This is a genomic window from Methylobacterium sp. AC433, assembly GCF_979253015.1.
The window spans coordinates 1-22,415 of the sequence record NZ_CEEDBN010000006.1 but is presented as its reverse complement, the minus strand read 5'-3'; the positions used below and the strand labels follow the sequence as shown (position 1 = coordinate 22,415).

The 22,415-nt window shown below is 70.1% G+C and carries 17 protein-coding genes and 1 pseudogene; 10 read left to right on the top strand and 8 right to left on the bottom strand.

Features of this window, described 5'->3' with window-relative positions; translation table 11 throughout:
- The first annotated feature begins 38 nt into the window (after positions 1–38).
- The 3 genes from AC0IWM_RS10990 to AC0IWM_RS10980 all read left to right on the top strand — a co-directional run bounded on the left by AC0IWM_RS10990 (position 39) and on the right by AC0IWM_RS10980 (position 3,198).
- Positions 39–1,064: a mitochondrial fission ELM1 family protein gene (locus AC0IWM_RS10990; protein ID WP_471754899.1), complete on the top strand. Its 1,026-nt coding sequence runs from the start codon at positions 39–41 to the stop codon at positions 1,062–1,064.
- A gap of 14 nt (positions 1,065–1,078) precedes the next feature.
- Positions 1,079–2,053, top strand: a complete 975-nt coding sequence (trxB, locus tag AC0IWM_RS10985) for a thioredoxin-disulfide reductase (RefSeq protein ID WP_471754897.1) — start codon at positions 1,079–1,081, stop codon at positions 2,051–2,053.
- A 254-nt stretch (positions 2,054–2,307) separates the two neighbouring features.
- On the top strand, positions 2,308–3,198 hold the full coding sequence (locus tag AC0IWM_RS10980) for a LysR family transcriptional regulator (protein WP_056467988.1): 891 nt from the start codon (positions 2,308–2,310) through the stop codon (positions 3,196–3,198).
- A gap of 59 nt (positions 3,199–3,257) precedes the next feature.
- Here AC0IWM_RS10980 and msrP read toward each other — a convergent pair whose 3' ends face one another.
- The 4 genes from msrP to AC0IWM_RS10960 form a co-directional block, all read right to left on the bottom strand.
- Entirely contained in the window at positions 3,258–4,214 is a 957-nt protein-coding gene (msrP, locus tag AC0IWM_RS10975; RefSeq protein ID WP_471754895.1) for a protein-methionine-sulfoxide reductase catalytic subunit MsrP, read from the bottom strand.
- A gap of 135 nt (positions 4,215–4,349) precedes the next feature.
- Positions 4,350–6,044, bottom strand: coding sequence for an AMP-binding protein (locus AC0IWM_RS10970; protein WP_471754894.1), 1,695 nt, complete (start codon positions 6,042–6,044; stop codon positions 4,350–4,352).
- Between the two features lie 85 nt (positions 6,045–6,129).
- Positions 6,130–6,819: a hypothetical protein gene (locus AC0IWM_RS10965; protein ID WP_471754892.1), complete on the bottom strand. Its 690-nt coding sequence runs from the start codon at positions 6,817–6,819 to the stop codon at positions 6,130–6,132.
- 5 nt (positions 6,820–6,824) lie between these two features.
- The gene (locus tag AC0IWM_RS10960) at positions 6,825–8,321 is read right to left on the bottom strand and encodes a leucyl aminopeptidase (protein ID WP_471754890.1); all 1,497 of its coding nucleotides are present in this window, start codon (positions 8,319–8,321) and stop codon (positions 6,825–6,827) included.
- Between the two features lie 281 nt (positions 8,322–8,602).
- Here AC0IWM_RS10960 and lptF point away from each other — a divergent pair, with 281 nt between their 5' ends.
- The 5 genes from lptF to rsmA are packed head-to-tail and all read left to right on the top strand — an operon-like array spanning position 8,603 to position 15,457.
- Entirely contained in the window at positions 8,603–9,772 is a 1,170-nt protein-coding gene (gene lptF, locus AC0IWM_RS10955) for an LPS export ABC transporter permease LptF (RefSeq protein ID WP_471754888.1), read from the top strand.
- Positions 9,773–9,787: 15 nt separating this feature from the next.
- Positions 9,788–10,876 carry an LPS export ABC transporter permease LptG gene (lptG, locus tag AC0IWM_RS10950; RefSeq protein WP_056467321.1) on the top strand — a complete coding sequence of 363 codons (1,089 nt, stop codon included), beginning with the start codon at positions 9,788–9,790 and terminating at the stop codon, positions 10,874–10,876.
- Positions 10,877–10,932: 56 nt separating this feature from the next.
- Complete coding sequence (locus AC0IWM_RS10945; RefSeq protein ID WP_471755238.1) at positions 10,933–13,542, top strand: LPS-assembly protein LptD; 2,610 nt, start codon at positions 10,933–10,935, stop codon at positions 13,540–13,542.
- A gap of 35 nt (positions 13,543–13,577) precedes the next feature.
- A complete protein-coding gene (pdxA, locus tag AC0IWM_RS10940; RefSeq protein WP_471754886.1) occupies positions 13,578–14,600 on the top strand; it encodes a 4-hydroxythreonine-4-phosphate dehydrogenase PdxA in 1,023 nt (340 codons plus the stop codon).
- Positions 14,597–15,457: a 16S rRNA (adenine(1518)-N(6)/adenine(1519)-N(6))-dimethyltransferase RsmA gene (gene rsmA, locus AC0IWM_RS10935; RefSeq protein WP_471754884.1), complete on the top strand. Its 861-nt coding sequence runs from the start codon at positions 14,597–14,599 to the stop codon at positions 15,455–15,457. The genes pdxA and rsmA overlap by 4 nt, the downstream gene beginning before the upstream one ends.
- A gap of 79 nt (positions 15,458–15,536) precedes the next feature.
- Here rsmA and AC0IWM_RS10930 read toward each other — a convergent pair whose 3' ends face one another.
- The 3 genes from AC0IWM_RS10930 to AC0IWM_RS10920 all read right to left on the bottom strand — a co-directional run bounded on the left by AC0IWM_RS10930 (position 15,537) and on the right by AC0IWM_RS10920 (position 18,488).
- Entirely contained in the window at positions 15,537–16,535 is a 999-nt protein-coding gene (locus AC0IWM_RS10930; protein WP_471754882.1) for a TIM44-like domain-containing protein, read from the bottom strand.
- Between the two features lie 117 nt (positions 16,536–16,652).
- A complete protein-coding gene (locus AC0IWM_RS10925; protein ID WP_471754880.1) occupies positions 16,653–17,768 on the bottom strand; it encodes an ATP-binding protein in 1,116 nt (371 codons plus the stop codon).
- A gap of 87 nt (positions 17,769–17,855) precedes the next feature.
- Positions 17,856–18,488, bottom strand: coding sequence for a S24 family peptidase (locus AC0IWM_RS10920; RefSeq protein WP_471754878.1), 633 nt, complete (start codon positions 18,486–18,488; stop codon positions 17,856–17,858).
- Between the two features lie 218 nt (positions 18,489–18,706).
- On the opposite strand from AC0IWM_RS10920, the gene AC0IWM_RS10915 reads away from it, so the two are divergent.
- Together AC0IWM_RS10915 and AC0IWM_RS10910 are read left to right on the top strand one after the other, a co-directional pair.
- A complete protein-coding gene (locus AC0IWM_RS10915) occupies positions 18,707–19,066 on the top strand; it encodes a DUF952 domain-containing protein (RefSeq protein WP_471754876.1) in 360 nt (119 codons plus the stop codon).
- A complete protein-coding gene (locus AC0IWM_RS10910; protein WP_471754874.1) occupies positions 19,063–20,142 on the top strand; it encodes a quinone-dependent dihydroorotate dehydrogenase in 1,080 nt (359 codons plus the stop codon). Before AC0IWM_RS10915 ends, AC0IWM_RS10910 begins: the two co-directional genes overlap by 4 nt.
- Before the next feature lie 13 nt (positions 20,143–20,155).
- Here the strand turns inward: AC0IWM_RS10910 and AC0IWM_RS10905 are convergent.
- Positions 20,156–22,166, bottom strand: a pseudogene (locus AC0IWM_RS10905) (TonB-dependent receptor).
- Between the last annotated feature and the right edge of the window lie 249 nt (positions 22,167–22,415).

Here is a 22,415-nt window from a genome sequence, read left to right as displayed (position 1 = left end):
GCGGATGATTTCGCCCGAGGATTGACCTGGATCACCTGATGTCGGCAGCGTCCGCGATGCCCTCCCCCACCGGCACCTCCGCGCCGCTCCCCGAACTCGCCCAGGCCAGGACCTGGATCGTCACCGACGGCAAGGCGGGCGACGAGAACCAGTGCATTGGCCTCGCCGAAACCCTCGGCCTGCCGTTCGAGATCCGTCGGATCGCACCGCGTCCGCCCTTCGGCTGGATGGCGCCCTGGGGCCCGACCGATCCGCGGGACCGGGCGGGCGGCCCCCGCGGCGTCCTCGCCGGCCCCCTCCCCGACCTGCTGATCGCCTCGGGACGCCGGTCCGTGCCGTACCTGCGCGCGGTGCGGGCCGCCTCGCAGGGCCGGACCTTCACGGCGTTCCTGAAGGATCCGCGCATCGGGCACGATGCGGCGAACTTCATCTGGGTGCCCGATTACGACGACCTGCGCGGACCCAACGTCTTCACGACGCTGACGCCGCCGCACCAGGTCACGCCGGAGCGCCTGGCCGAGGCCCGCGCCAACGCCGACCCCCGCCTGTCCGCGCTGCCCTGGCCCCGGATCGCGGTGCTGGTCGGCGGCGACAGCCGGCATCTCAGCTATCGCCCGGCGGACATGCGCCGGCTCCTGCGCGACCTCGACAAGCTGACCGACGGCGGCTGCTCGCTGATGGTCACCGTGTCCCGGCGCACGCCGCAGAACCTGCGGGACGCCCTGCGGACCATGGTCGCGACCAAGGGCGGCTTCTTCTGGGACGGCGGCAGCCCGAACCCCTATGTTCCGATGCTGGCGATCGCCGATTCGATCGTCGTCACGTCGGATTCGTCGAACATGGTTGGCGAGGCCGTGAGCACCGGCACACCGGTTCTCCTGTTCGACCTGCCGAAGACCTATATCCGTCACAGGCGGCTCTTCGCCGGACTCGCGATGGCGGGGGCCCTGAAGCCCTTCGTCGGCCGCCTCGAGGAACTGCACTACCGGCCCCTGGATGCGACCCCCGTCATCGCAGGCGCGATGGCCAAGGCCTATGCCGATCACCGCGCGCGATGGGCCTGAAGGAGACGAGAGCGATGGCGCACACCCACTCCAAACTCATCATCATCGGCTCGGGTCCCGCCGGCTACACCGCCGCGATCTACGCCGCCCGCGCCATGGTCGAACCGCTCATGATCTCGGGCTTCCAGCCCGGCGGGCAGCTGATGATCACCACGGACGTCGAGAACTACCCGGGCTTCGCCGAGGCGATCCAGGGTCCCTGGCTGATGGAGCAGATGCGCCTTCAGGCCGAGCACGTCGGCACCAGGATCGTGTCCGAGTACATCACCAGGGTCGATCTGAACGTCCGGCCGTTCCGGCTCGAGGCCGATTCCGGCGAGACCTACTCGGCCGACGCCGTGATCATCGCCACCGGCGCCCAGGCGAAGTGGCTCGGCCTTCCCTCCGAGGCCAAGTTCCAAGGCTTCGGCGTCTCGGCCTGCGCCACCTGCGACGGCTTCTTCTTCCGGGGCAAGGAGGTCGTGGTGGTCGGCGGCGGCAACACCGCCGTGGAGGAGGCGCTCTACCTCGCCAATCTGGCCGCCAAGGTCATCGTCGTCCACCGCCGCGGCGAGTTCCGCGCCGAGCGCATCCTGCAGGAGCGGCTGTTCAAGCATCCGAATGTCGAGGTGGTGTGGCACCACGCGGTCGAGGAGATCTGCGGCAGCGAGAAGCCGCCGTCCGTGACCCATGTCCGCCTCAAGGACACCCGCACCGGCGAGATCACCGAGCGCAGGACCGACGGCGTGTTCATCGCCATCGGCCACCAGCCGGCCACCGGGATCTTCGAGGGTCAGCTCGCCATGCGCGATGGCGGCTACATCGACACCGCGCCGGGCACGACCCATACGGCGATCCCCGGCGTCTACGCGGCGGGCGACGTCACCGACGACGTCTACCGTCAGGCGATAACCGCCGCCGGCATGGGGTGCATGGCTGCTCTGGACGCCGAGAAGTACTTAGCCGCCCTCGAAGTCGGCGAAACACCCCAGCAAGCGGCCGCAGAATAGGAAAATTCCGGCGGACGACGGCGCCATGCGTCTTGCGCGCGGCGTCAAGACAATCGCAAGGTCGAATCACTAACCTAAGCGCTGACGGCATGCGCCGTCGGCGCCACCCGCATGACTCGAGGCCCACCCCTCCCGCGCTCCGCGCGTCCCGGGCGGGTCGAGTCGATCGGGCCTGGCATGGGTGTCCGGATCGCGGCTCGGCGGGACGGGAGGCATGATCAGCCGGCGTCGGGTTGCGTATGGGAGTGGACGCCTTGGACTGGGACAAGATCCGCATCTTCCTCAACGTCGCGGAAGCCGGCAGCTTCACGCGCGCGGGCGACGACATCGGCCTGAGCCAGTCGGCCGTGAGCCGACAGATCAGCGCCCTCGAGCGCGAGTTGAAGGCGCCGCTGTTCCACCGCCACGCCCGCGGCCTGATCCTGACCGAGCAGGGCGACCTGCTGTTCCGCGCGGCGCGCGACATGAAGCTGCGCCTCGAGAACACCAAGGCGCGCCTGGTCGAGACGAGCGAGCGGCCGACCGGCGACCTCAAGGTGACGACGACGGTCGGTCTCGGCACCGCCTGGCTTGCCCAGCGAATCGCCGAATTCCTCGATCTCTACCCGGACGTGCGCGTCGAGCTCATCCTCACCAACGAGGAGCTCGATCTGGCCATGCGCGAGGCGGACGTGGCCATCCGCATGCGGCGCCCGGCTCAGCCGGACCTGATCCAGCGGCGGCTGTTCACGGTGCACTACCACGCCTTCGCGTCTCAGGATTACGTCAAGCGCTTCGGCGAGCCGAAATCCATCGCCGACCTCGACAACCACCGCCTGGTCTCGTTCGGCGGCAACGAGCCGTCCTACCTGCTGGCGACGCACTGGCTCTCCACCGTCGGCCGCGAGGGCCAGGAGCGCCGGACGATCCACTTCACGGTGAACAACATCACCGCCCTGCAGCAGGCCATCGATACCGGCGCCGGCATCGGCATCCTGCCCGACTACGCGGCGGAGGGTCAGGCGGGGCTGGTGCAGGTCATGCGCGAGACCGAGATGCCGCACATGGAGAGCTACCTCGTCTATGCCGAGGAGATGCGCTCGGTGGCCCGCGTCCAGGCGTTCCGCGACTTCCTCGTCGCGAAGGCCCAGCGCTGGACCTATTAGGGCCGGCGCTGGACCTATTGAGCCGACGAGGCCGACCCCGGCCCCGTCGGCCGCCGGCTTCAGACGAACAGGCGCTCCTTCTCGAGCCCCTTGTAGAGGCCGGCGACCTGCTCGCCGTAGCCGTTGTAGATCAGGGTCGGGACGCGCTGGTCGGTGCCCAGCACCCGTTCCGTGGCCTGGCTCCAGCGCGGATGCGACACCGCCGGGTTGACGTTCGCCCAGAAGCCGTACTCGGCCGATTGCAGCCCTTCCCAGAAGGTCTTCGGACGCTCGGCCACGAACGAGATCTTGGTGATCGATTTCACCGACTTGAAGCCGTACTTCCACGGCACCACGAGGCGGATCGGCGCGCCGAACTGGTTGGCGAGCGGCTTGCCGTAGACGCCGGTGGCGATGAAGGCGAGGTCGTTGCCGGCCTCGTCGAGGGTCAGCCCCTCGGTGTAGGGCCAGGGATACAGGAACGACTTCTGGCCCGGTGCCATCGACCGGTCGAGGAAGGTCTGCATCTGGATGTACTTCGCGCCCGAGGTCGGCTTGGCCAGGGCCACGAGCTTCGAGAGCGGGAACCCGGTCCAGGGCACCGACATCGACCACGCCTCGACGCAGCGGTGCCGGTAGAGGCGCTCCTCCAGCGGCATCTTGCGGATCAGGTCGTCGATCCCGAGGGACATCGGCTTCTCGACGAGGCCGTCGATCGCCACCGTCCAGGGGCGGGTCTTCAGGGCGTTCGCGGCCGGGAGAACCGACTTCGAGGTGCCGTACTCATAGAAGTTGTTGTAGTCGGCGCTGTACTTCTCGGGCGTCAGCGGGCGGTCGAGGGTATAGGCCTCGTTCCGCTTGGCCGGGTAGAGGTCGGCGGTGGGATCGGACGCCGCCCGGGCGCCATCCGTCCCGATGAGCGAGGCGGCCGCCAGGCCCGCCGCACCGCCGAGGAGGCGCCGGCGGTCGAGGAAGACGCTCTCCGGCGTCGCGAGATGTTCGGGCATCTCCCATGCCCGGGTACGCCTGATGTGCATGTCGATCCCTCCGTGCGGCGCGAGTCGCTGCGCGCCGGCCTGTTGCGCTGACATTGGCCGGACGCGGCGAACGTGCAAGCCGTCTCGATGTCACCCTTCGCCGGCAGGGATGCGAAGGTTACGGGCGCGCGGGCGTCACGGCGGGGGCGGATCGTCGCGCAGGGCCCGGCGCAGCACCTTGCCCACATTGGTCTTGGGCAGGGCGTCGTGGAAGACGACCCGGCGGGGCACCTTGTAGCCGGTGAGCTGCGAGCGGGCGAAGGTCCGCAGCGCGTCGGTGGTCATCGCGTCGTCCTTGCGCACCACGTGGGCGACGACCATCTCGCCGGTCTCGTCGTTGACGGCGCCCACCACGGCGCATTCGAGCACGCCTGGATGGCTCGCGAGCACGTCCTCGATCTCGTTCGGGTAGACGTTGAAGCCCGAGACCAGGATCATGTCCTTCATCCGGTCGACGATGCGGACCTGCCCATCGGGGTTGAGCACCGCCACGTCGCCGGTGCGGAAATAGCCGTCCGCCGTGGTGGCCCGGGCGGTCTCGTCCGGGCGCTTCCAGTAGCCGCCCATGACCTGGGGGCCTTGCACGCAGAGCTCGCCCGGCTTGCCGATCTCGACCTCCCGACCGTCGAGCCCGCGGATCGAGACGTCGGTCGAGGGCACCGGATAGCCGATGGTGCCGCTCCACTCGGCGAGATCCGGCGGGTTGACGCAGACCACCGGCGAGGTCTCGGACAGGCCGTAGCCCTCGACGATGGCGTGGCCGGTGATCGCCTTCCACTTCTCGGCGACGGTGGCCTGCACCGCCATGCCGCCGGCGATGACGAAATCGAGCTTCGAGAAGTCGACCTCCCGGATCCTCGGATGGTTGATCAGCAGGTTGAACAGGGTGTTCACCCCGGAGAAGTGGGTGAAGCGCGTGCCCTTGAGAGTCTTGATGAAGCCGTCGGCATCGCGCGGATTGGCGATCAGCAGGCAGCAACCGCCGACCTTCATGAAGAAGAAGAAGCAGCAGGTCAGTGCGAAGATGTGGTAGAGCGGCAGCGCCGTGACCATGACGCGCGCCTGCCCGTCATCGGTGGAGACGCGGAACCAGATCCGGCTCTGCTCGACATTGGCCATGATGTTGCGGTGGGTGAGCATCGCCGCCTTGGCCACCCCCGTGGTCCCGCCGGTGTACTGCAGGAACGCCAGGTCGTCCGGCCCGACGCGGACCCGGACCTTGGGCTTGCCGGTCCCCGCGCGGATCACCACGTCGAAGCGGACCGCGAGCCCGTCGGGGAAGCGATAGGGCGGAACCGCCTTCTTCAGGTGGCGCGAGGCGAGGGTGATCAGCCGTCCCTTCAGGCCGAGGCCGTCGCCGGGGCCGGCCAGGACGATGCGGTCGAGGGCGAGGTCCGGCAGGGCCTGCATCACCGTGTGGGCGAAGTTCTCCAGGACGAACAGGATGCGCGCGCCCGAGTCGTTCAGTTGCGCCGTCAGTTCGCGCGGGGTGTAGAGGGGATTGACGTTGACGACGGTGCAGCCGGCGAGCAGCACGCCGAAGATCGTCGCCGGATAGGCGGCGACGTTCGGCATCATGATCGCGACGCGGTCGCCCTTGGCGAGGCCCTGCGCGGCGAGCCACGCCGCCACGGCCTCGGACGACGCGCCGAGGGCCGCGTAGGAGACCCGGGCGCCGAAACTCTCCAGGGCCGGACGCGCGGCCGAGCGCGCCATGCAATCCTCGAACAGATCGACCAGCGTCCCGAGGCGGTCGACGTCGAGCTCCGCGGGAATGCCCGGCGGATAAGCGGTCAGCCACGGGCGCGCGGCGCTCCGGGTTTCGGCCATGTGGATCCTCCCTGCGACGCGACCCGGCGGCTTCCTGCCCCCTTAGTTCACATCTAAACCATCCTCGGCCATCCCGGCGCCGGGATCAAGCGGCGGCATGGAGTCGGCGAGAACGATCCTGACGCATCGTCAGCCCATTGCAGCTGAGGTGCGGCAGAAAGGCGATGCTGGCCAGGGCCACCGCTAACACGGCATCGGTCATCGTCATCGAACGGTGCGGCCAGATGCCGAAGCCCGCCGCATGGGCGAGACCGAGCACCGCCAGGGCGAACCAGAGGGTGAGGTAGCGCAGCAGGATCCCGGCGATCGTCCGCAGCCAGCGCCGCGGGCGCTGCGGCGGCCGGTTGCCGATCAGCAGGGCGCCGATGCCCAGTGACGTCGCGAACAGGGTGGCGGCCAGCGCCGACCCGAGGGCGTAGGCGGCCGGCATCGCCTGCTGGGTCAGGAAGGCGGTGCCGCCGCTGGCGAAGGCGAGGCGCAGGGTCACGCCACCGAAGGTGGGATGCAGGCAGACCGCCAGGAACAGCGCCAGGGCGAGCGCTCCGCCGACGAGCCGGCGGGCCCAGCCGGCGGGACCCGGCCGGACGATCCGCAGGCCGAGGCAGGCGAGCCCGTAGACGATCGCCACCGCAAAGAGCGGGTAGCGATCGAGGAAGAAGCCGTAGAAGCGGGCTTCGAGCTCGGGCGGCAGGGCCGCCCGCTGGTCGAAGCCCGTGACGAAGGCGACGGCGACCGCCAGGATCGCGGCTGCCAGCGGAACCGCGCCCGGCAGCACGCGGCTCAGGCCTCGTAGTTGTCGCGCACCAGGCGGTCGAGCAGGCGCACGCCCCAGCCCGCCCCCCAGCTCCGGTTGATCTCGCTCGCCGACGAGGACATCGCGACGCCGGCGATATCGAGATGCGCCCACGGCACGTCGTTCACGTAGCGCTTCAGGAACGAGGCCGCCGTGGCGGCACCACCGTGGCGGCCGCCGGAGTTCTTCATGTCGGCGAACTTCGAATCGATGGCCTTGTCGTAGGCCGGGATCAGCGGCATCCGCCACACGGCTTCGCCCGTCGCCTCGCCGGCCGCCGCGATCTTGGCCGAGAGGGCGTCGTCGTTGGAGAACATCCCGGCGATGTCCTGGCCGAGCGCCACGATGATCGCGCCCGTCAGGGTGGCGAGGTCGATCATGAACTTCGGCTTATAGGAGCCCTGGATGTGCCAGAGCACGTCGGCGAGGACGAGGCGGCCCTCGGCGTCGGTGTTGATGACCTCGATGGTCTGGCCCGACATCGAGGTGATGATGTCGCTCGGGCGCATGGCGTTGCCGTCGGGCATGTTCTCGACGATGCCGATGGCGCCCACGACGTTGACCTTCGCCTTGCGGCTCGCGAGGGCGTGCATCGTGCCGACCACGCAGGCCGCCCCGCCCATGTCGCCCTTCATGTCCTCCATGCCGCCGGCGGACTTGATCGAGACGCCCCCGGAATCGAAGCACACGCCCTTGCCGATGAAGGCGATGGGTGCCTCCGACGGATCGGCGGCGCCGTTCCAGCGCATCACCACGACGCGGGCCTCCTTGGTGGAGCCCTGAGCCACGGCGAGGAGGGCGCGCATGCCGAGCGCCTCGAGCTTGCCGGGGCCGAGCACCTCGACCTCGACGCCGAGCTGCGTCAGCGCCTCGGCACGGCGGGCGAATTCCTCCGGGTAGAGGACGTTCGGCGGCTCGTTGACGAGTTCGCGGGCCAGGATGACGCCGTCGGCGACGGCCTCCGAGACCTTTGCGGCGGCCTCGGCGGCGGCGGCATCCGCCACCATCAGGGTCAGCGCGGTGCCCTTCGCATCCTCGCCCTCGGGCTTCTTCTTGGTCTTGTAGCGGTCGAAGCTGTAGTGGCGCAGGCGGGCACCGAGGGCGAAGTCGGCGGCATTCGCCGCGGTGACGTCGAGGCCGGCGAAGATCAGTGCGGCATGGGCGCTCCGGCCCGAGACCTTGCTGGCGGTGAAGCCGCCGAGCGCCGGCCAGTCGATCTTGGCGCGATCCTTCTCCGAGCCGAGGCCGATCACCAGGAGGCGGTCGGCGTCGAGGCCGGCCGGGGCGGGCAGCGCCAGGGCCGATAGGGACTTGCCCTTGAAGCGCTCGCCCGCGGCCGCGCGGGCGACGAGATCGGCCACGCCGCCACCGATCGCCTGGGCCACGGCCGGAGCCAGGGCGAGATCGTCGCCAACGAAGAGGACGACGTCGCCTCGGCCCACCGGACCCAGGGACCCGAACGCGATCGTAATTCCGTCCGCCATGACGCTAGCTTTCCGAGGATTGGGCTCGAACGAACGGTGCGTTCGAAGTCGTGCGTGCAAGATGTGCGGAGCGGCACGGCATCGGACGTGCCGCTCCAGGCGCTTCTGTGTACCTGTTGAGGCAGAGAACGCAACGCGACCGGACGGCCCTGAAAGTGCCCGAATCGGCGCGCCCGGATCGGAGTCGACGGCCGGGGGGCGGGACGGGTAGAAACGGGCGGGGCCGAGCCTCGCCAGGCGAGGCGGGAGGCGATCCGCGGGACGCCGATCCACGAGAACCCATGACGCAGATCGAGCGCTACATCTTCAGAATCGCGCTCGGGGCATTCTTCGCCTGCCTCGTCGGCCTCACCGGCACGATCTGGGTGACGCAGGCCCTGCGCGAGCTCGACCTCATCACCGCCAAGGGCCAGACCCTGGTGATCTTCTTCCTCATCACCGGCCTGTCGCTGCCGACGCTGATCACCGTGATCGCCCCGGTGGCGCTGTTCATCGCGGTCGTCTACGCGCTGAACAAGCTGAACGGCGATTCCGAGCTCATCGTGATGTCGGCCGCGGGCATGCGGCCCCGCCAGATCCTGCGGCCCTTCCTCAGCCTCGGCCTCGCCGTCAGCCTCGCGGTGGCCTTCCTGACGATCCAGGTGATGCCGTCGTCCTTCCAAGAATTGCGCGACGTGCTGACCCGGGTGCGGGGCGACTTCATCGCCAACGTGGTCAAGGAAGGGCAGTTCACCAGCCTCGACAGCGGCATCACCTTCCACTTCCGCGAGCGCGGCCCGGGCGGAGCCCTGCTCGGCCTGTTCATCCAGGACAAGCGCGAGGCCGGCAAGTCGGTGGTGTATCTCGCCGAGCGCGGCCAGGCGCAGGAATACGGCGGCCAGAGCTACCTCGCCCTCGAGAAGGGCAGCATCCACCGGCAGCAGAAGGATTCCCGCGATGCGTCGATCATCACCTTCGAGCGCTACACCGTCGATCTCGCGGCCTTCACGCCGCCCGATGCCGAGCTGGTCTACAAGCCGCGCGAGCGCGCCACGGCGCAGCTTCTGTTTCCCGACACCAGCGAGACCTATTACAAGCAGCAGAAGGGCCGCTTCCGGGCCGAGTTGCACGACCGGCTCTCGTCCTGGCTCTACCCGCTCGCCCTGACCTTCATCGCCTTCGCGGCGCTGGGCGACCCGCGCACCACGCGCCAGGGGCGCGGCCTCGCGGTCGCGGGGGCGGTCCTCGCCGTGGTGGTGGTGCGCATCGGCGGCTTCGCCGCCTCCAGCGCGGCCGCCCGCAGCCAGGGCGCGGTGATCGCGGTCTACGCCGTGCCCCTCCTCGCCATCCTGATCTCGGCGGTGATGATCTTCAACGGCGCGGCGGTGCGGGACTGGAACACCCGGGTGAGCCGGGCCGCGGCCGGGTTCTTCGGCCGCTTCGGCCGGCGCCCGCGCCTCGGCGTGCAGTGAGGCGGGGCTGACGCGATGCTGATCGGCGCCACCCTCGGCCGCTACTTCGCGATGCGCTTCGTGCGCACGATCCTGGGCGTGTTCCTCACGGTGTTCACGCTCGTCTACACCCTCGATTTCGTCGAGCTCCTGCGCCGCGCCGGCGACGCGGAGGGCGCGTCCACAGGTTTGATGGCGCAGCTCTCGCTCTATCGGACCCCGGCCGTGGCCGAGGGCGTGCTGCCCTTCGCGATCCTGTTCGGCTCGATGGCCGCCCTGCTCCAGCTCTCGCGCAAGCTCGAACTGGTGGTGGCCCGGGCGGCCGGCATCTCGGCCTGGCAGTTCCTGCAGCCCGGCGTGTTCGTGGCGCTGGCCATCGGGGCCTTCACGGTCGGCGTCTACAACCCCGTCTCGGCGCTGATGAAGCAGCGCTCCACCGAGATCGAGGCGAAGATCTTCGCCCGCTCGACCAAGGCCAATTCCGGCAAGGACCTGTGGATCCGCCAGCGCAGCCTCGACGGGCAGGCGATCATCCGGGCCGACACCGCGGTGGAGGGCACCACCACGCTCGCGGGCGTCTCGGTCTTCACCTTCGACGAGGCCGGCGTCTTCACCGCGCAGATCGAGGCCGCCAAGGCCAGCCTGCACGACGGCTACTGGGAGCTGAACCAGGCCCGGGTGATGGCCAAGGGTCAGCCGGCCGAGACCTTCGACACCTACCTGATCGCCTCGACCCTGGTGCCCTCGCAGGTGCGGCAGCGCTTCACGCCGCCGGAATCCGTGCCTTTCTGGCAACTCCCCGAGACCATTTCGCGCTCCGAGCGGGCGGGCCTCGACGCCACCCGCTACCGTCTCCAGTACGACGTGCTGCTGGCCAGGCCTGTCCTGTTCCTGGCCATGGTCTTGGTGGCGGCCAGCGTTTCCTTAAGGTTCTTCCGCTTTGGTGGGGTGGGCAAACTGGTGCTGGGCGGCGTGGCGGCGGGGTTCGTGCTGTACGTCGCGCGACAGGTGCTGGAAGGCCTCGGTGCCTCGGGAATCGTGACGCCGGCTGTGGCGGCCTGGTTCCCGGCCGTGGTAGGGAGTCTCCTTGGTACGCTCACGCTTCTCTATCAGGAGGACGGCTGATGTCGGACTCGGTGGTGGCGAAGGGTCGAAGGCCTTGGCAGGAGTTGGGACTGGCGTTGCGTAAGGTCGCCGACATCACGTTGGCCACGGGGTTCGTGGTGATGCTCACGGCCGTCGCCCCCGCGGCGCCCGGCGGGCAGGCGCTCGCCCAGGGGGCCTCGAGGGCCGGCGCCCCGAAGGCGACCGCCGGCAAACCGGATTCGGGCAAGCCCGCCGAGCGCCTCCTCGTGGAGGCCGCGGAGCTCGTCTACGACAACGACCGCAACACCGTGACGGCCCGCGGCAACGCCGAGCTGCATTACGGCCCGCGGACCCTGCAGGCCGACCGGGTGATCTACGACCGCCAGGCGAGCCGCGTCTTCGCCGAGGGCAACGTGCGCCTGACGGAGGCCTCGGGCGCCGTGGTCACCGGCTCCAGGATGGAGCTCACCGACGACTTCAAGAACGGCTTCATCGACGCGCTGCGCGTCCAGCAGAGCGTCCAGCTGAACGGACAGACCGTCCGCACCCGATTCTCCGCGCCCCGCGCCGAGCGGATCGAGGGCGACAGCACGAGCTTCGAGTACGGCACCTACACCGCCTGCGAGCCGTGCAAGAACAACCCGGAGACGCCGCCGCTCTGGCAGATCCGCGCCACCAAGATCGTCCACAACAACCAGACCCACACCGTCGCCTTCGAGGAATCGACCCTCGAGATCGGCGGCATCCCGGTCGCCTACCTGCCCTATTTCGAGACCGCCGACCCGACGGTGAAGCGCAAGACCGGCTTCCTGACGCCGCGCTTCCTCACCTCGACGGCGCTGGGCTCCGGCCTCGCGACCCCGTTCTTCGTCAACCTCGCGCCGAACTACGATCTCACCCTCTCGCCGGCCTTCCTGAGCAACCAGGGCGTCCTCGGCCAGGCCGAGTTCCGGCACCGGCTGGAGACCGGCTCGTACAATCTGCGCCTGTCCGGCATCTTCCAGACGACGCCGAGCGCCTTCCTGCCCGGTCCTCTGGGCGCGGGCGACCGCGACTTCCGCGGCTCGGTGGAGACCAAGGGCCAGTTCTACATCAACGACCGCTGGCGCACCGGCTGGGACATCGTCGGCGTCACCGACAAGTGGTTCCTGGATAACTACCGCATCCGCAACCAGAGCATCACGACCGATTACTTCCGCGAGGCGGTGTCGACCGGCTACCTGATCGGCCAGGGCGACCGCTCGTGGTTCGAGGCACGGGGCTACTACTTCAAGGGCCTGTCGAGCTTTGACTGGCAGAAGGAGCAGCCCTTCGTCGCGCCGGTGATCGACTACGACAAGCGCATCAACGGGCCGGGCTTCCTCGGCGGCGAGGTCCGCTTCGAGGCCAACATCACCAGCCTGACCCGTCAGGCCACCGACTTCCAGGCGGTCCAGAGCCCGACCGCCTACCTGCTGACCCCGACGATCAACGGCAAGACCTACTACCTCTACGAGACGTGCACATCGTTCTCGCGCGGGCAGTGCGTGATCCGGGGCCTGGCCGGCACGAACACCCGCGCGTCGGCCCAGCTCTCCTGGCGCCGCAGCTTCATCGACGATGTGGGCCAGGTCTTCACGCCGTTCGCCTACCTGCGCACGGACGCGTTCTTCGTCGACCCGCGCACCTCGGGCTACCAGAACGCCCTCTCGGCCAACATCGCGACGCAGGACGCGGATTTCTCGGGCCGGGTGCTGCCCGCCGTCGGCATCGACTACCGCTACCCGTTCGTCAGCAATTTCGGCCCCCTCGGCGTCCACACCCTCGAGCCGATCGCGCAGGTCATCGCGCGCCCGAGCGAGACCCATATCGGCCGGCTGCCGAACGAGGACGCGCAGAGCCTGATCTTCGACGACACCTCGCTGTTCGAGTGGGACAAGTTCTCGGGCTACGACCGGGTCGAGGGCGGCGTACGCACCAATATCGGCGCACAGTATTCCGTCGTGACCCCCGCGGGCTGGTACGCGAACGTCATGTTCGGCGAGTCGATCCAGATCGCCGGCGTCAACTCGTTCCGCCGCGGCGACATCGCCAATGTCGGCCTCGATTCCGGCCTCGACAGCCGGGCCTCGGACTTCGTCGGCCGGTTCCAGCTCTCGCCGAACCAGCACATCACCTTCATCACCCGCGGCCGCTTCGACCATGCGGATCTCGGGGTGAACCGGGTCGAGACCGGCGTGATCGCCCGCCTCGCGCCCTTCGCGCCGATCGATCTGTCGGCGTTCTATTCCTACTACAAGGCGCAGCCGGCCCTCGGCTTCGCCAACCGGCGCGAGGGCATCACCGCCTCGGCGACCTACCACGTGACGCCGAACTGGTTCGTGACCGGCTCCGCCCTGGTCGATCTGTCCCACTACCTCGACGTGCGCGACAACTTCCAGACGGCCTACGCCTCCTACCTCGCGAACCCCGTCGGCGCCGCGCCTGTCTACAGCAACCCGGGCCGGGCCTATCTCTCGGGCATGAGCATCGGCGGCGGTTACCAAGACGAGTGCACCACGGTTTCCGTCAACTACATCGTCTCGCCCGTGGCGGCCTCGCTCGGCACCAGCGAGCGCAACCGGACGGTGCTGCTGCGGCTCGAACTCAAGACCCTGGGCGAGGCGGATTTCCGCCAGAACCTGAACACGGCCATCACGGCCGACGGCATCTCGACGGTCCGCTGAGGCGGCCCGCCCCTGGAACGACACGGAGTGATGCGGTGAGCAGCCTGCACGGGCCGATCGCCCTCACGCTCGGAGACCCGGCCGGCATCGGCCCGGAACTCGCCCTGATGGCGTGGCGCCTGCGCGATGCGGGCCCCGGCCTGCCTCCCTTCTTCCTCGTCGCCGACCCCGACTTCGTCGAGCGGCGGGCGAGCGAGCTCAACCTGCAGGTGCCCATCGCCGATGTCGGCCCGGACCTCGCCACCGAGGTGTTCGGGCGCGCCCTCCCGGTGATGGCCCTGCCGAGCGGCGCGGCCGTTCACGCGGTGGCGGGGCGCCCCGATTCCGCCAATGCCGGCGCGATCCTGGAATCGATCACCACCGCGGTGGACCTCGTCCGTTCCGGGGCGGCCACCGCCCTGGTCACCAACCCGATCGCCAAGTACGTGCTCACGCAGGTCGGCTTCGCCCATCCGGGCCATACCGAGTTCCTGGCCGCCTGCTCCGTCGCACCCGGCGAGACCCCGCCGCTCCCCGTGATGATGCTCTGGAGCGAGACCCTCGCGGTGGTGCCCGTCACCATCCACGTCGCCCTGCGGCGGGTCCCCGAACTGCTGACGCAGGACCTCGTCATGCGCACCGCCCGCATCGTGGCGGAGGACCTGCGGCGGCGCTTCGGCCTCGCCCGGCCGCGCCTCGTCCTCTCCGGCCTCAACCCCCATGCGGGCGAGAACGCCACCATGGGCACGGAGGACCGCGACGTGCTGGAGCCGGCCGTGCTGCAGTTGCAGACCGAGGGCATCGACATCCGCGGGCCGCTGCCCGCCGACACCCTGTTCCACGAACGGGCGCGGGCGACCTACGACGTCGCGTTGACGCCGACCCACGACCAGGCCCTGATCCCGATCAAGACCCTGGCCTTCGACGAGGGCGTGAACGTCACCCTCGGACTCCCCTTCATCCGTACCTCGCCGGACCACGGCACGGCCTTCGACATCGCCGGCAAGGGCATCGCCCGGCCCGACAGCCTGATGGCGGCGCTCCGCCTTGCCGCCCGTCTCGTGAAGGCCGGCGCGTGAGCGAGGACGGGAGCGTCAGCATCGACGGCCTGCCGCCCCTTCGGGAGGTGGTGCGCCGGCACAGCCTGGAACCCAAGAAGGCGCTGGGCCAGAACTTCCTGTTCGATCTCAACCTCACCGGGCGGATCGCCCGGTCGGCCGGCCCGCTGGAGGGCGTCACCGTGGTCGAGATCGGGCCTGGCCCCGGTGGCCTCACTCGCGCGCTGCTGGCGGAGGGCGCCGCCCGGGTCATCGCGATCGAGCGCGATCCGCGCGCCCTGCCAGCCCTTGCGGAGATCGCGGCGCATTATCCCGGGCGCCTCGAGGTGGTCGATGCCGACGCCCTGAGCTTCGACCCCGTGCCCCTGATCGGCACGGATCCGGTACGGATCGTCGCGAACCTGCCCTACAACATCGGCACGCCGCTCCTCGTCGGCTGGCTCGCCGGGGGCGCCTGGCCGCCCTGGTGGGATTCCCTGACGCTGATGTTCCAGCGCGAGGTGGCCGAGCGCATCGTCGCGGACGAGCAGGATCGGGCGAATTACGGCCGCCTCGGCGTTCTCTGCGGCTGGCGCACCGAGGCCCATATCCTGTTCGACGTGGCGCCCTCGGCCTTCGTGCCGCCGCCGAAGGTGACCTCATCCATCGTCCGGCTGACGCCCCGGCGCGATCCCCTGCCCTGCTCGGTCCAGGCGCTCGAGGCGATCACCCGGGCGGCCTTCGGGCAGCGGCGCAAGATGCTGCGCCAAAGCCTCAAGGCGGCGGTTCCGGACCCGGCCCGGCTCCTGGCCGCCGCCGGCATTCCCGAGACCGCGCGGGCCGAGGAGGTTCCGGTCTCCGCCTTCGTGGCGATGGCCCAGGCCTACCGCCCCGTCTGATCCCTCGGCACAGCGAAAGAGCCGCGCGGATGTCTCCGCGCGGCTCTTTTGATTCATCGGTATCGGACGGGGCCGAGCGTCAGCGACCTTGCTGGATCGCCGAGAGGACCCAGCGGCCGCCGCGCTCGCGCACGAAGGTCCAGAGCTCCACCGCCTCCGGCTCGCCGGTCTCGACCACCCGGTCGGTCCGGCGGTCGAGCGTCACGTCCTTGATGGCGTAGCGCATCGCCACCGTGGCGTACTCGGCATTGCCCTCGCCCCAGGACTCGGAGAGGTCGCCCTGGAGGAGCTTCACGTCCGAGATCCGGTTGACGACGCCGCGCGCCTCGTTGGCCTGCAGTTCCTCGATGAAGTAGCCGGCCATCTCCGGAGTCGCGAGGTTGCGCAGGGCCGCGACGTCCCCACGGCCATAGGCCGCCTGCACGTCGTTGAGGGCGATCTCGAAGCTCTGGAAGTCGCCGGGGCTGATCTGGACGGGACGCGCCTGCACCGGCTGGACCGGAGCGGGACCGCGCTGGGCATCGCCCGGGTTGCCGCCCATCGGAGCGCCCCCGAGCGGAGAACCGCCCATCGGGCCCGGGTTCGCGCCGGCACCGTCGAGGTTCGAGCGGGACAGGCCTGCGGCGGCCGGCTGGCCCTGGCGCCGGCGGAACCAGCGCACGGCGAAGGAGACCAGCAGGACCACGAGACCGACCTGCAGGATCAGGCCGAGGAAGGAGGCGATGCCGCCGAGGCCGCCGAAGAAACCGCCGCCGAGGAGCGCGCCGAGCAGGCCCGCGCCGAGCAGGCCGGCCATGAAGCCGCCACCGAAGCGTCGGCCGGGCTGCGCGGCGGTGTTCATGCCGGGATTGCCCATGGCCGGGCCGGGCTGGGTCTGCGAGCGCTGGATCGGGGCCGGCGCGCCGGGGGCCGTCGTGGTGGCCGAGGGCGGCGCGTAGGTGCGCGAGCCGCGCGAACCCATGCCACCGCTGCTGCCGCTTCCGGGACGCGCCTCGACGACGGGCGCTGCGAGGACCAGCGTCGCGGCGAGCGCGAGGATGGACGCCGCGCGCTTCCGGCGAGTGGTGGAGGTGAGCATGAAAACGCCTCTGGTGAACAACAGGGAAGTCCGGCGAAGAATACGCCGCTCCTGATATGGTGACGTTCGCGCCGGAGTTTTAGTCCGGTGTTCTTCGCGAAATCCCCTCGATTTCCCTCAATGCGCGGCGGGAAACACCATCCGGACCGTAGCGCCCTCCCCAGGCTTCGAGTCGATCGACACCGTGCCATTCTGGCGCTTGACGAGGCCGTGCACGATGGCGAGCCCGGCGCCGCGGCCGGCCTCGCGACTGGTGACGAAGGGCGCCAGGGCGCGGGCCGCCATCTCGGGCGACATGCCCTGGCCCTCGTCGGTCACCGTGATGCCGACCGCGCCGTCGCCCGGCCGCTGCAGGGCGCGGTCGCCCGGGGGCACCGCGAAGGTGGCGATGACGATGCGTCCGGGCGCCGGCATCGCCTCGCAGGAATTGGCGACGATGTGGCTGAGGGCGAGCTCGATCTGCGTCGGGTTGCTGAGGCCGCAGGCGAGCCCCGGCGTGGTCCGGATCTCGAGGGCGACGCGGGCCGGAAGCGTCGGCCCGATGCGCGCCCCGAATGTTTCGATCAGCCGGTTCAGGTCGACCGGGCGGACGTCGGGGGCGATGCGCCGCGAGAAGGCGAGGAGCTGCCGGGTCAGGGTGGTGGCGCGCTCGGCCGCATCCGTGGAGCGCACGATGGCGCGCTGGATGAAGGGCTCGTCGCGGTCGCCCAGGCGCCGCTTCAGCCCGTCGATGTAGCCGATCAGGATCTGGAGGAAGTTGTTGAACTCGTGCGCCACGCTGTTGGTGAGGAGGCCCAAGGCCTCGCGCTGGCGCGAGAGCGCGAGGGCGCCCTCGGCGTCGCGCCGCCGGGTCACGTCGACGACCTGCGCGAGGCGGTAGGGCGTCCCCGTCACCGGGACGACGAAGACCTGCGCCCAGAACGCCGCGCCGCCGCCCGGCCGCGCGAGGACCTCGATGCCCTCCGGAGCCCCGGCGGCGAGGGCCGCAGCGAACGCGGCGCCGGATTCCCGGTCGCCGTCGAGCCCCAGCCAGGCGCGCAGGTCGCCGTCGAGGGAGGCGTCGGGGGATCGCCGGACAAGATCGAGGAGCGCGCGGTTGGCGCGGACGACGCGGCCGCCGGACGCCTCCGGCGCCAGGAGGGCCGCCGGCACCGCCGAGGCGGTCAGCAGTCGGACGAGCCCGGACTCCGGCTCGCCCTCAGCAGCGTGATCGTCCGTCCGGGGCAATGCCATGGCCTGTCCGCCGATCCGGGACGCGCGGCCCCTCCGGCCCCAAGGCATAGCGGCAACCGCGGCAACGGCAAAGCTGTGCCGGACAGGCTACTGGCGCACCCACATCACCCGGCCGATCCAGGCGATGTCGCTGACGTTGACGACCCGGTCCTCGTGATCGGGATTGAGCGAGGCCAGCTCGATGGTGCGGGCGGTCTTGCGCTTGAGTTCCTTGGCCAGGACCTCGCCGGCGGCCAGCCGGACCACGACCCGGTCGCCCTTGCGGACCCCGGCGGTCGGCGACACGATGAGCACGTCGCCGTCGCGGTAGAGCGGCATCATCGAATCGCCCTGCACTTCCAGGGCGAAGGCACGGTCGTCGGCGAGATCCGGAAACTCGATCTCCTCCCAACCGGGACCGCCCGTCGGCATGCCCTCGTCCGTGAACAGGCGCCCGGCGCCGGCCTGGGTCATGCCGATCAACGGGATCATCGTGCGCGCCGGTCCGTCGCGCGCCTCGATCAGCCTGAGAAACTCGTCGAGGCTCGCCCCGGTGGCGGCGAGCACCTTCGAGACCGATTCGGTGGAGGGCCAGCGCTTGCGGCCGTCGGGGCCGATGCGCTTCGACCGGTTGAAGCTGGTGGCATCCAGGCCGGCCCTGCGGGCGAGGCCGGACGCGGAGAATCCATGACGTTCCGCTAGGCGGTCGATGGCGGTCCAGATCTGTTCATGAGACAGCATCGAAAGCTCAGAGCGAGTTACGGCTAAGACGTCCAGCCTAGAGATAGGAAAGTAGAACTAAAAAACGCGAAAAGCAATGGTGCCGGGGCTGCAAATTCAGTTCGATCTGCAATCGCGACATCCTGGCAACTCATGACTTCAACTGTATCCGTGCGGTTGCGGTTTGGATCCGCGCCGCGGCGTTTGATCGACCCTGCGAAACCCGATAGGGAGCGGGCATGCCGCTCATCTACAAGATCTCCCCCCGAGCCCTCTGGCGTGAGGCCGAGGCCATCGGCCGCTTCGCGGGCGCTCCGATCGACCGCGCCGACGGCTATATCCACTTCTCCAGCGCGGACCAGGTGGCCGAGACCGCGGCACGCCACTTCGCCGGCGTCGGGGACCTCGTCCTCGTCGCCGTGGCGGCCGAGGCCCTGGGTCCGGCCCTGCGCTACGAACCGTCGCGGGGCGGCGCCCTGTTCCCGCATCTCTACGCCGACCTCGACCTGACGGCCGTCCGCTCCGTCACCGAACTGCCCCTGGGCACCGACGGACGCCACGTCCTCCCGACCGGTCTCGCCGCGGGACGTCCCGCATGATCGGCGCTCTCTTCCCCCTTGCCAAGCCCCTGCTGCACCGCCTCGACGCCGAGACGGCGCACAACCTGACCCTGCGCGGGCTCGCCGCCCTGCCACCCCTCCGGCCCCCTGCCGACGATGCCCGGCTGGCGGTCGAGGTGCTGGGGCGCCGGTTCCCGAACCCGGTCGGCCTGGCGGCGGGCTTCGACAAGGGTGCGGAGGTCCCCGATGCCCTGCTCGGACTCGGCTTCGGCTTCGTCGAGGTGGGCGGCGTCGTTCCGAAGGCGCAGCCGGGCAATCCCCGCCCGCGGGTCTTCCGGCTCACGCAGGATCGGGCGGTGATCAACCGCTTCGGCCTGAACAGCGAGGGCCTCGACGTGGTCCGGGGCCGCCTCGCCGCCCGAAAGGGCCGGCCGGGCCGGGTCGGCGTCAACATCGGCGCGAACAAGGACTCGACCGACCGCCTCGCCGATTACGTCGCCTGCACCCGCGCCCTGGCGCCGCTGGTGGATTTCGTCACCGTCAACGTGTCCTCGCCGAACACGCCCGGCTTGCGCGACCTCCAGGGCGAGGCCTTCCTCGACGAATTGCTCGCCCGCGTGGTCGAGGCCCGGGACGCGACCCATCCGGACACCGCCATCCTGCTGAAGATCGCCCCCGACATCACCCTCGAGGCCCTCGATGCGATGACGGCCACCGCCCTCCGGCGCGGCGTCCAGGGCCTGGTGGTGTCCAACACGACGATCGCCCGGCCCGGGACCCTGCGCGAATCGGGTCTCGCCCGCGAGACCGGCGGCCTCTCCGGCCGGCCGCTCTTCACGGCGGCGACCCGGCTCCTCGCCGAGGCTTACCTCCGGGTCGGCGGCAAGCTGCCCCTCGTCGGCGTCGGCGGGATCGACTCGGCCGAGACCGCGTGGACCAAGATCCGGGCCGGCGCCAGCCTGCTCCAGCTCTATTCGAGCCTGGTCTATGCCGGCCCCGGCTTGATTCCCGAGATCAAGGCCGGCATCCTCACCCGGATGAAGGCCGAGGGCGCCACGCGGCTCGCCCCCCAGGTCGGGCGCGACGCCGCCGCCCTGGCCAAGCTGCCGGGTTGAGGACCGCGCGCGGCTAGAACCGCCCGGCCAGGGTCAGGCGCAAAGCCGTCGGCTCGACGGGGTGGAAATGCCTGTCGGCGACGCCGTTCGCCGGGCAGGCGGGAGGTGTAGAAGTAGGTGGTCTGGTCGGCCTTGGCGTTGGTCAGGTTCAGCACGTCGAGGGACAGGCTGATCCCGTTGTCGAAGTTGTAGCCGACCCGGCCGTTCACGAGGGCGGTCGGGCGCGAGCGCACCGAATTGTCCTCGATCAGCGGCCGCGGCCCGAAGTAGCGGAAGCGCATCGACCCGAACCAACCCGGCCCCTCGCCGAAGGTGACGCCGGCCGAGGCGATCGTGGTGGGCGCCTCCGGCACCCGGTTGCCGATCGGGTCGCGATTCGCGAAGCGGGCGTTGGTCACCGTCAGGTCGCCCTCCAGGGAGAGCCAGGGCGTCACCGCGTAGCGATTGGTCCACTCGACGCCGAAGCGGCGGGTCGGGCGGCTCGGCTCGGTGGTGCCGCTGTCGCCCTGGAACAGGTTCTCGGAGGCGAAATCGAGCTGGAACAGCGTCACCGCCGTCTCCAGCCCGGCGATGCTCCGGTTGCGCAGGCCGATCTCGGAGCCCGTCGAGGGGACGAGGAAGGGCGAGCGGCTGATGTTGAACAGCGGGCTCGTCGGATCGACAGTGGCGGTGACGCCGCGGGCGTCGTTCGCGTGGAAGCCGCCGCCGTAGTTCACGAACAATTCGGTGTCGAACCAGGGGCCGAGCACGAGGCCGAGCTTCGGGTTGACGATCCCGTCCCGGGCCGTGCCGGAATTGGCCGGCGTGTCCGAGCGGACGTCGGCGGTGAACCCGTCGACGCGGAAGCCCAGGCTGGTGCGCAGCCAGTCGGTCCAGCGCACCCGGTTCTCGACGTAGAACGCCGCGCTCGCCTCCAGCACCCGGTCGTCCAGCACGGTGGAGCGGAACTGCCGCGCCGTGGTGTTGAACAGGCCGACCCGGATGGCGTCGGTGCGGGTCTGGACGCCGATCTCGTTCTCCATCGGCAGGCCGAACAGGCTGCCCTGGACGGTGTGGCTGACCTCGCCGCCGCCGAGCACCCGGCTGTCGCGCTGGCGGAACTGGTCGCCGGCGACCGGATCGTTCAGAAGGTAGGTGAAGTCGTTGAACAGGTTCATCCCGTAGCGGATGACGTAGGCGCTCGCCCGGGTGATCCCGGCCTCGCTCGTCCGACTCCAGCGGCCCGAGAGCGAGAAGCGGCCGGTATCGCCGCCATCCGTGGGGTTCAGGGTGCCGAAGCGGCCGATCAATCCCTCCCCCACCGCTCGCTCCGGGATCTGGTTGGTGGCGTTCCACTTCGCCCAGTAGGCCATGCCGGTCAGGGCGAAACCGTCGAGGGCCGTGCCCTGGCTGTAGCGGACCACGGCGTTGAGCTTGGCCAGCCGATCCGGCACGTCTCAGGGCCCGTCATAGGTCTGGGCCTCCCCGGCCACGAGCAGGTGGCCTTCGCCGAGGGGCGCGGAGGCGATGCTGAGCGCGCGCTTGTAGCCGAAGCTGCCGAGGGACGTCAGCGCGAGGTTGCGGTCGACCCTGTCGAGGTAGTCGATCCGCACCGAGCCGGCGGAGGCGAAGTCGCCGTCCCGGACGAAGTAGGGACCCTTGTGGAATTCCACCGCGCCGACGAGTTCGGGGATGAGGAAGTTGAGATCTGCATAGCCCTGGCCATGGGCATGGGTGCGCATGTTCACAGGCATGCCGTCCACGTGAAGCGCGATGTCGGTGCCGTGGTCGAGGTTGAAGCCGCGCAGGAAGAACTGGTTGGCCTTCCCCTCCCCGGAATGCTGGGTGACGATGAGGCCCGGGACGCTCTCCAGCGCCTCGCCGGGGCGGGTGATCGGCCGGCTGTTGAGCGCTGCGCCCGAGATGGTCCCGGCGCTCGCCGCGTCGACGGTCCGGAGGCCGCCGCCGATTCCGCTGACGCCGCCGACAGAGCCCGCATTGGCGGCCGGCCCGCTTCCAGCGGTCGGCCGCGCCTCGGCGGTCACGGAGAGCTCGGCGAGGTCCGCCTGGGCAGTCTGTGAGACGGCCTCGCGGATCTCGGCGCCGTAGGACGCGAAGCCGGCGCAAGTGGCCAGCAGCCAGGATCGGCCGATGGGTGGCCGTGACGGGCGGAGAGACGGGGGACGAGAGGACGACATGAGACCTCGGGCGACGTCTGTGGCACGTCACCGCGAACGAGGCCGGCCCGGATGCCGCACGGCATCCGCCCCGACACCCACCAGGACACCCCGCCC